The 13,830-nt window shown below is 48.5% G+C and carries 11 protein-coding genes; all 11 read right to left on the reverse strand.

Translation table 11 applies throughout. The annotated features are described in order from the left end of the window. Window positions 1–22: 22 nt before the first annotated feature. A complete protein-coding gene (locus ACLTOH_RS01505) occupies window positions 23–3,112 on the reverse strand; it encodes a tetratricopeptide repeat protein (RefSeq protein WP_412223167.1) in 3,090 nt (1,029 codons plus the stop codon). A gap of 95 nt (window positions 3,113–3,207) precedes the next feature. Beyond that, window positions 3,208–4,596 (reverse strand): glycine--tRNA ligase, encoded by a 1,389-nt coding sequence (locus ACLTOH_RS01510; protein WP_117464948.1) that lies wholly within the window; start codon window positions 4,594–4,596, stop codon window positions 3,208–3,210. A 46-nt stretch (window positions 4,597–4,642) separates the two neighbouring features. Further along, window positions 4,643–5,275, reverse strand: coding sequence for a hypothetical protein (locus tag ACLTOH_RS01515; RefSeq protein WP_337412989.1), 633 nt, complete (start codon window positions 5,273–5,275; stop codon window positions 4,643–4,645). A gap of 38 nt (window positions 5,276–5,313) precedes the next feature. Then, window positions 5,314–5,964: a DNA repair protein RecO gene (gene recO / locus ACLTOH_RS01520; RefSeq protein WP_412223168.1), complete on the reverse strand. Its 651-nt coding sequence runs from the start codon at window positions 5,962–5,964 to the stop codon at window positions 5,314–5,316. Next, the gene (locus tag ACLTOH_RS01525) at window positions 5,943–6,149 is read right to left on the reverse strand and encodes a hypothetical protein (protein WP_337412988.1); all 207 of its coding nucleotides are present in this window, start codon (window positions 6,147–6,149) and stop codon (window positions 5,943–5,945) included. Before ACLTOH_RS01525 ends, recO begins: the two co-directional genes overlap by 22 nt. 59 nt (window positions 6,150–6,208) lie before the next feature. Further along, window positions 6,209–7,126, reverse strand: coding sequence for a GTPase Era (gene era / locus ACLTOH_RS01530; protein ID WP_022313376.1), 918 nt, complete (start codon window positions 7,124–7,126; stop codon window positions 6,209–6,211). 79 nt (window positions 7,127–7,205) lie between these two features. Continuing rightward, the gene (locus ACLTOH_RS01535; RefSeq protein WP_337412987.1) at window positions 7,206–8,285 is read right to left on the reverse strand and encodes a DUF4349 domain-containing protein; all 1,080 of its coding nucleotides are present in this window, start codon (window positions 8,283–8,285) and stop codon (window positions 7,206–7,208) included. A 171-nt stretch (window positions 8,286–8,456) separates the two neighbouring features. Then, window positions 8,457–11,375 carry an insulinase family protein gene (locus ACLTOH_RS01540; protein ID WP_412223169.1) on the reverse strand — a complete coding sequence of 973 codons (2,919 nt, stop codon included), beginning with the start codon at window positions 11,373–11,375 and terminating at the stop codon, window positions 8,457–8,459. Window positions 11,376–11,508: 133 nt separating this feature from the next. Continuing rightward, window positions 11,509–11,934, reverse strand: a complete 426-nt coding sequence (locus ACLTOH_RS01545; protein ID WP_022313373.1) for a hypothetical protein — start codon at window positions 11,932–11,934, stop codon at window positions 11,509–11,511. Continuing rightward, a complete protein-coding gene (locus tag ACLTOH_RS01550) occupies window positions 11,915–12,667 on the reverse strand; it encodes a hypothetical protein (RefSeq protein WP_337535889.1) in 753 nt (250 codons plus the stop codon). The genes ACLTOH_RS01545 and ACLTOH_RS01550 overlap by 20 nt, the downstream gene beginning before the upstream one ends. 175 nt (window positions 12,668–12,842) lie before the next feature. Beyond that, window positions 12,843–13,703, reverse strand: a complete 861-nt coding sequence (locus ACLTOH_RS01555; protein WP_412223170.1) for a hypothetical protein — start codon at window positions 13,701–13,703, stop codon at window positions 12,843–12,845. Between the last annotated feature and the right edge of the window lie 127 nt (window positions 13,704–13,830).

The following is a 13,830-nucleotide window of genomic DNA, read 5'->3' on the forward strand; positions in this document are numbered from 1 at the left end:
CTTCTCTCTTCATTTTAATTTTTTACTTCTTCCCGAACAGCCTCTGCCAGAATCCCCGTTTCTCCGGCTGCGGCTTTTCCTTGTGAAAAGCGGCTACGGCAGGATCCGTATCCTTCGTCACCTGTTCCGAATGATACCGGTGCCAGATGGCCTGCAATCCCATTCCGGGATGTTCCTGCATCTGCTCTTTCAGCCGCTCCAGTGCTTCTTTCTCCCGGCCCTTTTTCAGCATCTGCAGTATCCGTACCATCTCCAGTTCCTCGCAGACGGGATGTACACAGCCATGGCAGAAGGAACAGTCTTTGTCCAGTTGCAGGAGCGTATCCTGTTCCTCATCGGTGGCCGTATAATATCCCGCCAGATATTCGTGTACGATCCGAAGCTTCGGATATTTCAGATACACATCCTTGCCGCTTTTATCTTCTCTTTCCATGCAGGCTTTCAGCGCCTGTGCATAGTCAGCACCTTTCTTCTTATCTCCGTACAGGATGCATGCCAGAATCAGGTCCGCAATGTCATCCTTTTTGCTGAGATCCTCCTTATTGAAGATCAGTGCCTTATCCATATTCTTGATGGCCACTTTTCCGGAACCACAGATCAGCCCATACCATCCCAGATGGAAAAAGTAATCTTCGAAATACTCCTGGGTATTCCCGGTATTTTTCCCAAGCAGTTCGATCTTCTCCGGCCACGATGTCAGAATATTTCCGGCGATCGTCTTTTCCCCGCACCAGACACACAGATCCAGCTTTTCTCCTGCCGCATCCAGTACATTGACGAATGCCTTCTCCAGAACTTTTAATCCCTCCGTAGTCTTGTCATTGCAGGCCAGACATCTGGCGAAATCCCTCATACGGTTCCGGTCCCGGTCTCCGGCACTTCCCGTCATCTCACGGTATCTCCGGTAAAACTGTTCCGCCATTTCCGTATTACCCAGCAAAAAATAAATTTCTGCCTGTTCCGCAATCAGTTCCGGCCAGGCATGATTCTGTGTTCCGCTCTTTTCATAGAAAAATACACATTTTCTCAGGCAGATCATGGCTTCATCGTATTTGCCGCGGCATCTGTGGATCCGTGCCAGTCCCTTCCAGGCAAAAGGATTGGCCGGGTTCGTGGAAAGCGCCTTTTCATAATCCGCTTTTGCCGCCTCCAGACAGCCCGCCGCATTATGAAAATCTCCCCGCTCCACCAGTAAAAATTCACAAGGGTAGGCATACAGATATTCCGTAATGATCGGAAGTCCTCTCCGGTAAAATATGGTCTTGCCCGCTTCCAGTTTGCTCAGATATTCCTTCCGGAATTTATCTATAGCGTCGTTCATCTGTTCCTGGGGAAGCCCCGTATTGGTCAGCTGCCATTCATAGGCATCCAGGATCACACTTTTGACATTATTATCCTTCGCCTGTTGTAACAGTTCCTTCAGTTCCTCCGGATGTGTCAGATCCATGTACACCTTTGCCATCATTTCATAGGCCTTGACATAGGTTGGAAAATAATTTAGACAGGCTCTGCCGTTCTGGATCACCCCCGCTGCATTCCACTGCCTCTTCGCCGCTTCCAGTTCGTTGGCATATGCAGCGTAAACCTGATAATCCCCGATCAGTTTCTGGGATATCTCCGCACAGCGTTCATACTCTTCCATCTCCACATAGATCTGTGCCTTTTCGATCAGCATACCGATATCCTTCGGTGTTCCGGTCTCGGCTTTTTCCGCTTCCGCAATGGCTTCGGCGAATTTTTCTGGCTGTACATAGCCATAAGCCCGATAGCACTGCATCCGGATCATATGTGACTGTCGGATCCGGTCTCTGTCTTTTTCCTCCTCTTCGGCATCCGTATCCCGGAGGATCTTTTTCTCCAGGCTTTCTTCCCATTTGGCTGCCGTGGAAATTGCCTTCTCATATTCTGCCGCTTCTGCCAGCAGTTTTGTCATAAGTCCCAGATATTCCTCACGCCTGTCCGCAGGAACTTTTGCTTCCAGCTCCCTGACCGTGCGGATTCCCAGATCGGTCCTGCCATCCTGCAGATAACACCAGCCCAGATCCAGTCCCAGACCGGGATCATGGTTCTGCGCATATTCCCGTTTCATTTCCCGTTCCAGTTCGGTGTTGATCTTCTGCAGTGTCTCCAGAAATGTGTCGTCTCCGCCTACGGAAAGAATCTCTTCCGCACATTTTTTTGCCTCTTTATAGTTCCCCTGCTCATAATACCAGTCCGTCAGACGCAGGTTCGCCATGTAGTGTTTCGGCAGCTTCTCCCGAAGACTCTCATAAATAGCAGACGCTTCTACGCGCCCTTCATTTCTCCACAGTATTTCCGCCGTATTGTAAGCGATCAGATCATCCTCCGGATATTTTGCAGACAGTTTCTTTAACAAAGTAATGGCTTCTGCGGTCTGTCCCTTTCCTTCATAGAGGGACGCACGGCAGATTTCCATAACAGGGTGGGTAATCCCCAGAGCATCCCCACATCCGATCATCTGCTCCGCTTCCTGTAATTTTTTCTCCTGCAGCGCCTGATAAGCTCTGTCATAATATTGCAGAAACTGATCGTAATCCGCATCTTCCGCACCACGGAACTCGGAAAAATCCACTTCTTCCCCGGATTCGCACTTATGTACCATATAGCTTACAAACTGTGCCGGAAAGCGCTCTCTGAAGGCCCCCGCATTCTGTACAATGTGGATTTTCTCATCCAGAAGCTTCCAGATTGCGGTCGGCAGCTTATAATGTTCCATCAGAAAACGAAGCAGATAAGTGGTGCAGTTTTCCTCTTCCTCCAGAGAAAGAAAGTCATCCGCCTCAAAAAGCGCTTTCCATTTTTCCACATCACAGCGGTCCGTAATATTCTCATAGACCTTCCGAACACCACGTACCCACTGTCCAGCCGGAGTATCGTCCTCCAGCGTCGGTTCCGCCTCCTCGTTCTCTTCTGCATCCGGCGTTCCGGCATAGCGGCAGGCCTCCTCATAAGCCATCCGCAGTCGCTTGAAGCCTTCCGGATCATCCTCCGGATTCGTTACCGTCAGCTTGTCACGATAGGCATTCTTCAGTGCCCTTTCGTCTTTTGTCTGTTCGATTCCCAGAATCTGAAACACTTCGATCGGTTCCACGCTGTCCCCTCCACTGTAAGTATCAAAGTTTTCGTACCAATAGAAAAAGATATTGAAAAGGAGCAGAAAAATCTTTCTGCTCCTGAATAGTGATCTTAGAATGTAAACTTATCTGCAAAGTAAGCATCCAGATCTTTGATAGCAACACGCTCCTGCTCCATGGAATCACGGAAACGTACGGTAACGCAGCCATCTGTCTCGGAATCAAAATCGTAAGTTACGCAGAAAGGAGTTCCGATCTCGTCCTGACGACGATATCTCTTACCAATGTTTCCTCTGTCATCAAATTCACAGTTGTATTTCTTGGAAAGCTCTGCGTAGATCTTCTCCGCACCCTCGTTCAGTTTCTTGGACAGAGGCAGCACACCGATCTTTACCGGTGCCAGTGCGGGATGGAAATGAAGCACAGTACGAACATCGCCGCCCTCTAACTCTTCCTCGTCGTAAGCTGCACACAGGAATGCCAGAACCACTCTGTCTGCACCAAGAGAAGGCTCAATAACGTAAGGGATGTATTTTTCCTTCTTCTCATCATCGAAGTAAGTCATATCCTCGCCGGAGGTATTGGCATGCTGGGTCAGATCATAATCGGTTCTGTCCGCAATACCCCACAGTTCGCCCCATCCGAAGGGGAACAGGAACTCAATATCGGTGGTTCCCTTACTGTAGAAGCACAGTTCCTCAGGAGAGTGATCACGAAGTCTCATCTCGTCTTCCTTGATGCCAAGAGACAGCAGCCAGTCACGGCAGAAGCCTCTCCAGTACTGGAACCACTCCATATCGGTGCCGGGCTCGCAGAAGAACTCCAGCTCCATCTGTTCAAACTCTCTGGTACGGAAAGTGAAATTGCCGGGTGTGATCTCGTTACGGAAGGATTTACCGATCTGTCCGATACCGAAGGGAATCTTCTTGCGGGAAGTTCTCTGTACATTTTTGAAGTTAACAAAAATACCCTGTGCGGTCTCGGGTCTTAAATAAACCGTGTTCTTGGCATCCTCGGTAACCCCCTGAAAGGTCTTGAACATCAGGTTGAACTGACGGATGTCGGTGAAGTTGTGCTTGCCGCAGGTAGGACAGGGAACATTGTGCTCCTCGATGAAATTCTTCATTTCTTCCTGGCTCCATGCGTCCACACTGCCTTCAATGGCAATGCCGTTCTCCTCACAGAAATCCTCGATCAGTTTGTCTGCACGGAAACGCTCATGACACTCCTTACAGTCCATCAGAGGATCGGAGAAACCACCCAGATGTCCACTGGCCACCCAGGTCTGGGGATTCATCAGGATCGCACAGTCCACACCTACATTGTAAGGGCTCTCCTGCACGAACTTCTGCCACCATGCCTTTTTCACATTATTCTTCAGTTCTACACCAAGGTTACCGTAATCCCAGGTATTTGCCAGTCCTCCGTAGATCTCGGAACCGGGATATACAAAACCTCTTGCTTTTGCCAGGGCTACGATTTTCTCCATTGTCTTTTCCATGTCAGTACCAAACCTTTCTTGCTCTATATTTGTATTACTGTAAAGCCTATTTTTTCATCAGTATCGTAACGACACCATCGGATTGGGAGGCATCCACATACCCATCCTCTCCCATGACCACACCCTCGCTGATATATAGCACCGGATAAGGACAGTATATATATGCGCTTGCATTTGTAATGATCAGATGATTCTTTTCCAACGCCTTGTCCAGCTTCTCAGAATCCGCCGGAGTGCCGTCCGCTGCGTTTACAAGTTCCCGATTCACCGTGAGCCCCTGTGCCAGCGCTTCCACTCTGGTCCCGTAGAACAGGTCCTGTTCGTTGTACTCGGCATAACTGTCCGTATCGGCGAACTCCTGTACCACCTGCACCATGACTCCGTCTCCCAAAACCTGCACCGTTTTCACATTCATGGGATTCTCTGTAGCCTCTGTATGTGTGGCATTGAATTCCTCAGCCTCTTCCTCCACCATCTGTGTAAGGCCGTCCAGATTGTAGAAGTCTTTGTCAAAAGTATTCACCAGATAAGAGGTCACTTTGCCGTCCTTCTCCACCACCAGAGAAGTATTCACTACAGTCTCGGGAAGTTTTGCCGCCTGACCGCAGCCTGTGAGGGACAGTATCAAAAGCCCCGACAATCCTGCCGTAAGAAACTTTTTTATTCTATTCTGCCTCATAAATGAGTCTCCTTTTTTGGCATCAGCCATAACCGATTTTAACATAGAGTTTTCAGTATTTCAAGACTTTTGAACGACCTGTCCATGAAACGCTTCCGATATTCCGACGCGATCTGTGAAAGTTCTGCAAGAACCTTGTCCGATACGGTAAAGGTATATAACTTTTCCACAGAACTCTCCGCTATGTACTTCAGTGCATACCGTGTGGATTCTTCCAGTTTGCGCTCCTCCGGTACTCCCGGATATTCTCCGTTGACAACGATGGCCTTCAGTTCAAAAATACTGCGCACCAGTTCATTGGGAAGTGCCGGTGCACACAAAGCCCGCAGCGACTGGTAGACCAGTTTCATCATTTCTTTCTCATCGTTGTTCTCCCGGCAGTAAAAATCCGCCACTTCCGCGAAATACATACCGTAGCATGCCCCCACGTAGTCCGTCATCAGTTCCGGAAAATAGTTCCGGATCTCTGCTTCCGATATCGTATAAGAGTTCCGTCCTTCATACAGACGAAAAGAGCCAAAAGCAAAAGGGTTGGTCGCTGCAGCCAGCCGGTTACCGGGCTTTCTGGCCCCTCTGGCAAAAGCAGTGATCTTCCCTTTTTCTCTGGTAAGCAGGCATACACGCCTGTCATATTCACCGAAGGGTGTCTGTTTTAATACAATTCCCGTTACATACAGGGATTCCTGCATGATCCATCCTCCCCTGCGGACAGGTCTGTACGCCCCTCCGCTCTGCAATCCACCAGGGGGCTTTTACATTCCGCACCAGCCAAAGGTTTCTCCTTTCCCGCGCTCTGCAGGTATTTCAGGTAATCCTCCACTCTGCCGGTATGTTCAAATTGCTGCCAGTAATTCGTGAATTGCATCTTACGCATCCCCCTCTTCTATCAGTGTATTATCCTCTGTAAAAATAGGGTCTGCAAATTTCGTTTTTCTATTCGCCCATCTCAATGTCTTTCGGATTATATCCGAAGTTTTTCAATAAGATGTCGCTGTCTCTCCAGTCCTTCTTCACCTTCACCCAAAGCTGCAGATTGACCTTCATTTCCAGCATATCCTCGATCTCCGGGCGGGCCTGGGAGCCGATCTTTTTCAGCATTTGTCCGCCTTTGCCGATAATGATACCCTTGTGGGAATCTCTCTCACAGATGATCGTGGCCTCGATGTCACAGATCCGGCCTCTCTCCTTCATGCTTTCCACCGTCACGGCAATACCATGGGGAATTTCTTCGGACAAAAGTCTCAGAGCCTTTTCACGGATCAGCTCCGCCACGATCTGACGCATGGGCTGGTCGGTGATGGTATCTTCATCATAAAATGCCGGGCCGTAAGGCAGATATTTTAAAATACACTGGATCAGCACATCCGTGTTGTCTCCCTTCAGTGCGGACACCGGAACGATCTCCTGGAAATCCAGTTCTTTGCGATAGGTATCGATGAACGCCAGGATCTCTTCCTTTTTCACGGTATCCGTCTTGTTGATCACCAGAATCACGGGAGTCTTGGTCTTCTTCAGCTGCTCAATAATATGACGTTCTCCGGCACCGATAAAGTTCGTGGGCTCCACCAGCCACAGGATCACATCCACGTCGTTCAATGTATGCTCCGCAACATTGACCATGTAATCGCCCAGCTTGTTTTTCGCCTTATGGATACCGGGAGTGTCCAGAAATACGATCTGTCCCTCGTCCAGTGTCAGCACCGTCTGGATACGGTTACGGGTGGTCTGGGGTTTGTTAGATGTAATGGCAATCTTCTGTCCGATCAGTCGGTTCATCAGTGTGGACTTTCCTACGTTGGGACGTCCGATCAGTGTGGCAAAGCCGGATTTGTATGCCGGATTTTCGTTCATTATTATTTCTCCTGTTCTTGTCTTTTTCCCTGACGCTTTTCTGTCAGCCGCCGGTCCGTCCGGCTTATCTTATAGATTCTCACTCATTGCTGTTTTGTGTGGCTACCGCATTCTCTGCTGTATTCTCTGCCGTGTTCTGCAAAGTCTTCTGCATTCTTGCTTCCTCTTCGGCGAATTTTTTCTTTTCCTCCGCCCGGATCCGCTTCGTGCGCTTCTTGATCTTTTTCAGGATCAGTACAATGATCACGATCACGATGGCCCAGATCACCAGATAGGGGATATGGATCACGAACCAGATGGCTGCTTCCTTAATACCCTCGCCGATACTCTTTAAGCTGTCCATAAAGCCTGCAGAAATACGTTCCCATGTGGTCTCTTCCTCTACCGGAGTATAGACCTCTACTTCATCAATATAGAGGTATACGGTGCTGTAGTCAACCTGATTATCATAACTTCTCAACTGGGATTCCATACTTTCCAGCTGGTATCTCACATCGGACAGGCGCTGTTCGATGGTAATGATGTCTTCGATGCTCTCCGCCTGTTCCAACAGCTGCAACAGTCTCTCCTGTTCCGTCTGCAGGGCATCCCTGTGACTTTGCAGATCCACATAGGTCAGTGTCACATCCTGTACATTCTCCGAACGACTGGTCACATTGCCCAGCTCTGAGACCGTATTTTGGAACTCCTCCAGTCTGTCCTTCGGGATGCGGATGGTCAGATTGGCATTCCTTGTAGAACGATAACTATAATATGTACTGCCGTTATAGGCATCCAGACTTTCGATATAGCCGCCGAGCTCTGTTACTTTATTCTCTACCGCGCTTAACAGCTTATCATACTCCCTGGTCTCGACATCCATATTCACGGTCTTGATCAGTTTCCGGTCTGCTGTGGCTGCAGTCTCCTCAGGCACTGTAGTACTTGTGTCCTGAGCATTTCCTGCGGAATCGTACCCTTCTGTCATGCCAAATCCATCTTCATAAGCGGACGCCTCCGGTGCAGCTGCCTCCTTGGAAGCAACAGCATAATCCGCATCCATGAGATCACTGATTCCGTAACTGCCGTTCGATGAGCTGCCGCAGGCGGTCAGCGATAATATCATGCCGGCAGTGAGCAACCCTGTAATGATCTTTGTTTCAAAATTTCGTTTTTTCATAACCCTCTCCGTTCTGCGGACGGCATCCTGACAGCCTGTCGGATCCGCCTGCTGTTGACTTTTTATTGTTCACCTCTATAAACGAAATAATATCACAAAAGTTCTTTATTTATTTGATCTTTTTACGATTCAGAACCACTTTTGCAAAATCGCAGCTTTCCTTTTGCCGTTTTAAAAAAGATTTTCCACCTTCAGGAATCTCTCCTGTTCCTCCTTTATCTTAGAAGCCGTGCCTACGACACAGAGCAGATCCTCCTGCATAAATGCACGGATATGTGCGGACAATGCACGGATATCCTCTTCGGTAGCCGCCAGTAGTTCGTCGCGTTCTCTCTGTAAAGTGGCATTATCCAGTCCTGTCATATAGGCACTCAGGGAATACAGTCCCTTTGCCGCCGGATTCATGGGTACGTCCAGATCACTGACCGCACCGATGATATACTGGGTCATGGTACGTTCATCTGCTGTGAACTCTGCAATGGCATCTGCAGCTTTCTCGTAAGTTTCAATGGTCTTGCCCAGATTCGGATCTCTGTAGGAGACAAAGTAGCTGTCACCGGATCTGCCGAAGCTGCACATGCAGCCGTAGGCACCACCCTTGACACGGACATTAACCCACAGATATTCATACCCCATCATGACTTTGAGTACTCTTAATGCTCCCGTATATTGCAGTCCACTCTTGCGGAAATTACCGGCACGGCATACGTAATTGACCTGACCGGAGGTTAAGAAACCTTCGTTTTTCCGGGAGGTTTCCGGAATGTAATGTTCTTTTTCCACGTTTTCCATATAAAGTGCTGCTTTGAAAGCCTCCACCGGAGCATCTAAAAGAGCCACGGCTTTTTCCTCACCTACGAAATCCACCATGAGGTTTTCCGGACGGAAGATCATTTTCACTAAGGTCTGTAAGATTTCCACCAATTCTTCTTTTTTCTCGTCAAAATGAGCTTCCAGATCCGTGATCAGACGATAGAACGGGATACCGGAAATCTCTTCGCTCACAGCTCCGGGAATACTGCCGTAGGATAAGGCTCTTCCGGCCGCCACACTGTGTCCTCCGGAGGTCATCTGTGCCTGCATCCGGGACTTGCCCTCCGCCAGAATCTCATACAGTCTCTTGGCATCCGTAAAATCACTGGTCATTACGATCTCACGCATCAGATCGATTGCTTCCGCAAGGCGGTCATAAAATACCTTCGTCTTCAGTTCCAGAGTCAGTATAAACTGATCCGTATCCTGCAGCTTGCCATAGACATTATTTACCGCAGCCATGCCGCCGGTGACCAGATTCATCTCATTAAACAGATCTCCATAAGCATAATGCTCCGTATTTAACAGTCCCAGGCAGCCCTTCAAAATGCCGATATACGGGAAATATTTACCGGGGATCTGATCCAATCTGAAGATCAGACGTAAATAGCCGATGCCGTTTGTAAACAGATCATGATACAAAAGTGTGGTATCTCCAATGCTCCGCACTTCGTTCACCGGCAGATTTGCCTCTTTCTTCATATCTTCCCGTTTTAACAGAGGGATTTTCTCCAGATCTTCCTTTGCGTCTTCGCTCTCCTGGAATTCGGTCAGCTTCTGGAAGGTCTCCTTCACGTTCTCGATCTCTTCCGGACTCATGGCAGCTTTCACCTGTGCCATCTTTTCCCGCTGTTTCTGCTCCTGCTCTTCCAGAAGTCCCAGCTTCGGCTGCAAGATCACCACGCTGCGATGGGTATTTTCCAGCAGATATTTCTGTACCAGACCCTCAAAATATCCGGTCTTCACTTTCCCTCGAAGTTCAGCGAAAGTCTCGTTGGCCTCGATGTGAATGAACGGCAGTCTGTCATCGTACAGCCAGCTGTCCAGCACCTGTAAACCGTACATAAGTCCCTTGGGGTAGGAACCGAAATCCGCCTCTCTGTATTTGAATTCATAATAATTGATGCCGGCAAGCAATGCCTTTTCGTCGAAGCCGTCCTTTACCAGCTTTTTCAGCACTTCTTCCGTTACCTGTAAAAATTCCTGTTCTTTCTCTACGGAAGTGTCCTTCGCCACCACACTGAAATAGGGCTGGCGGATACCATTCTCATAGATACTGTAGACATCCTTACCCACACCACAGTCCACCAGGGCCTGTTTTAAGGGTGCTCCTGGAGCGGAACACAGGGCATAGTCCAGGATCTGGAACGCAATGTAAAGCTTCGGGTCCAGACTATTGCCCACGCAGAAGTTCTGGGACAGGTAGGTATTCTCCTCCTCGTCCTCTCCCTCGCCGATGGGACATTCCCTGACAATACGATTCGGCGTGGTAAATGCCGCCTCTTCCGTCACTTCGGAATCCACCTCAAGGGCATCGTAGGCAGACAGATAATGCTCATCGATAAAGGTCAGTTTCTCCGCCATATCCATATTGCCATAGAGATAGATATAGCTGTTGGAGGGATGATAGAATTTCCGGTGGAAATTCAGGAATTCTTCGTAGGTCAGCTCGGGGATCGCTTCCGGATCACCTCCGGATTCGCAGCCGTAGGTGGTGTGAGGATACAGGGAATTCATGATCTCCCGCTCCAGCACATCATCCGGAGAGGAAAAAGCACCCTTCATCTCGTTATAGACCACACCGTTGACTTTCAGCTCCTCGTTGTCACCTTCCAGCTCATAATGCCAGCCTTCCTGTCGGAAAATAGATTCGTTTTTGTAAATATTCGGGTAAAAAACCGCATCCAGATAGACATGCATCAGGTTCTGGAAATCTTTGTCATTGCAGCTGGCCACGGGGTATACAGTCTTGTCCGGATAGGTCATGGCATTTAAGAAAGTGTTCAGAGACCCCTTTACCAGTTCCACAAAAGGATCCTTCACCGGGAATTCCTTCGATCCGCATAATACGGAATGTTCCAGAATATGGGCTACACCGGTGGAATCATTGGGTGTGGTGCGGAAACCGATATAGAATACCTTGTTCTCGTCATCATTGGATACAAGTGCCACCCTTGCTCCGGTCTTCTTGTGACGGCACAGATAGGTCACGCTGTTGATGTCCGGGATCTGCCGTTTCTCTATAATCTCATATGTGGATAAATCTTCTACTCTCATTTCTGATGTGTCCCCTTTTCTAAATCTTTCTTAACCGATTTCTTTGCTCTTCGAGCTATCGAAATCGTAACGAACAGAAAATCTCCGCTGTCTGCAAGCAGCCGCGTAGATTTCTGTGGGTGAGCTTAATCTGTCAAAACGCGGCCAGTGCCAGCTTGCTCATGGAGATTTCCTGAATCACGACACCCTTCGCCTCTTTCTCCTCCGGTGTCATGGCAACTAATTCCCGGATGTTCAATTCCTTCGTGACATAACGCTTTTTGCCTCTGCCGAAAATCCTTTTTTTCTCCTCGATGATATTGATCTTCACCCGGGCCTTGATCCGGTCGTAGATCTTCACAAGAAAACTGTCCGGCTTCAGATAATACAGATGGGTCTCCAGCGTATCCTGGGGATCCACCTCTTTTTCCGCTAAAATATAGCGTTCCACGATCAGGCGGAATTTAAACGCCACCTCGTCCTGATCCAGCAGCTCTGCAAAGGTATATTTTGCGCCTATGTAGACCTTTGCCGTATCCTGCAGGCTGTATTTATAATTCTCATAAACTGTCTTTTGCATTGTTGTCGATATCCTCAATCTTGAAACCGCTCATTCTTATGGCATCCTCGATCATCTTGCGGGACATACCGGTCTCTTCCATCAGTTCCTCCGTGGTCACCTTGCGGTGTAGTTCTTCCGCCAGTTCTCTGGCCTTATCCGCTACCTTGTTGACCTTATCTTCCACTCGCTTGTCGATCTTGGAATTTTCTGCATGTTCGGCAATGTATTCTTCCATGGCATCCATGATCATTTTGCCGAGCATTCCCTCGACTTCGTCCGGCTTCTCCAGACTGCCCAGCATGGTCACACCGAAGGAGAGCGCCAGATTGCCTTCTCCCACCAGATCTTCCAACAGGACACCCTGTCCGGCATAGAGTTTTGCGATCTCCGCCACATCCGCCAGATGCAATTCGATCAGGCGCTGCTGCGCATCCGTCTCTCCCGCCATGGCCGCGATGGAAAATGCCAGTTTTTCACCGTCACTGTAGGTCGGTAATGCCGCTACTTCATCCAGATATTCCTGTAAGTAATCCTTTTCTTCCTCCGTCAGGAATTCATCGGGATCCATAGGCTGTCCGATACCGATTTTATGTTTTAACAGATAGTCAAATACCATCTGCAGCTGTTCATTGCTCAGATCCAGCTCGGCGAATGCTTCCTTTACCTGTTCTTCGCTGATGCAGTTGCCCTGCTCCTTGGCGGTCTTGCGGACCTGCTCTAAGGTCTTGGCAAATAATACTTCTTTGTTCATATAAAAATTCTCCTTTTAAATAATACACTTTCTCCGTGCTTCGCACTCCCGAAAGTGTACAGCCATTCGCAATCCGGACTATCGTCCTTCTTGCTCATGTCTGTTCGATTTGCTAATATCCGCACGGCATTGCCTGCAAGCAGTCATGCCGTAACGGATATTGCAAATCTTATTATCATTTTACGTGCTCATGGGTAAATAAATGATACTGGCAATATTCGTAGTTGCCGTTACATTTGGAGCAGAAACGGAACTCCAGATTCGGATCGTCCTCTTCTGTCCGTCCGCAGACGGCACATTTGTGTCTTGTGACTTTCGCCCGTCCGGCATTGGATTTTCGTTCGAACTGCGCCTTGCGGTGCATCTGTTTCGGCGAGATACGACTGCGATGCAGTCTGTAAAAGTATAACACAAAATTCAAAAGTGATGCCACTACCGCAAACTTGGTGAACAGATTTCCGGCAATTACCGTATAGACCATCAAAATGGCATCCAGAATTCCCATCCATTTTACCTTCACAGGGATCACGAACATCAACAGTACCTGCATATCCGGATACGTTGCGGCAAACGCCAGAAAGATGGACAGGTTGATATAGTAGGTGCTGAACGCATAGGACCCGCCGTAAAATACCACGGATGCGGTCTCCGTTGCCATACCTCCGGTGAGCAGGTAAAGAACTCCCATGCACAGGAAGCTGCCGGCAATCGTGAACAGCATACCGGAAAAAATATAGACATTGTAACGGTAGGTTCCCCAGGTGCGCTCCAGTGTAGACCCCAGACTGTAATAGAAAAACAACATAATGATCGTAAAAATGTCCAGACTGTCAGGTGGCACGATCACCCAGGTCACCAGTCTCCAGATCTGTCCGTGCAGGATCCGGTAAGGATCCAGTGTCAGAAATCCCAGCAGATTATTTCCGGCCGCGCTGCCCATCAGTTCGATCACATAGCCCGCCACATAACACATGATCAATACCATGGTCAGGTTATGGATCGCATATTTTCCAAACTTTTTTTCGAATTTGCTCATAAAACAATGTCTCCATAAATAGTTATATTTTGATTTTTCTCTATCGAGATTGTAACATCCGGAAGAGAATAAGTAAACTGCACGTTCTCTTTTTTCAGAGTTTTCCCGAAAAATTTAAGTTACATTT

The organism is Waltera sp., from assembly GCF_046969025.1.
In the GTDB taxonomy this organism is placed as follows: Bacteria; Bacillota; Clostridia; order Lachnospirales; family Lachnospiraceae; genus Acetatifactor; species Acetatifactor acetigignens.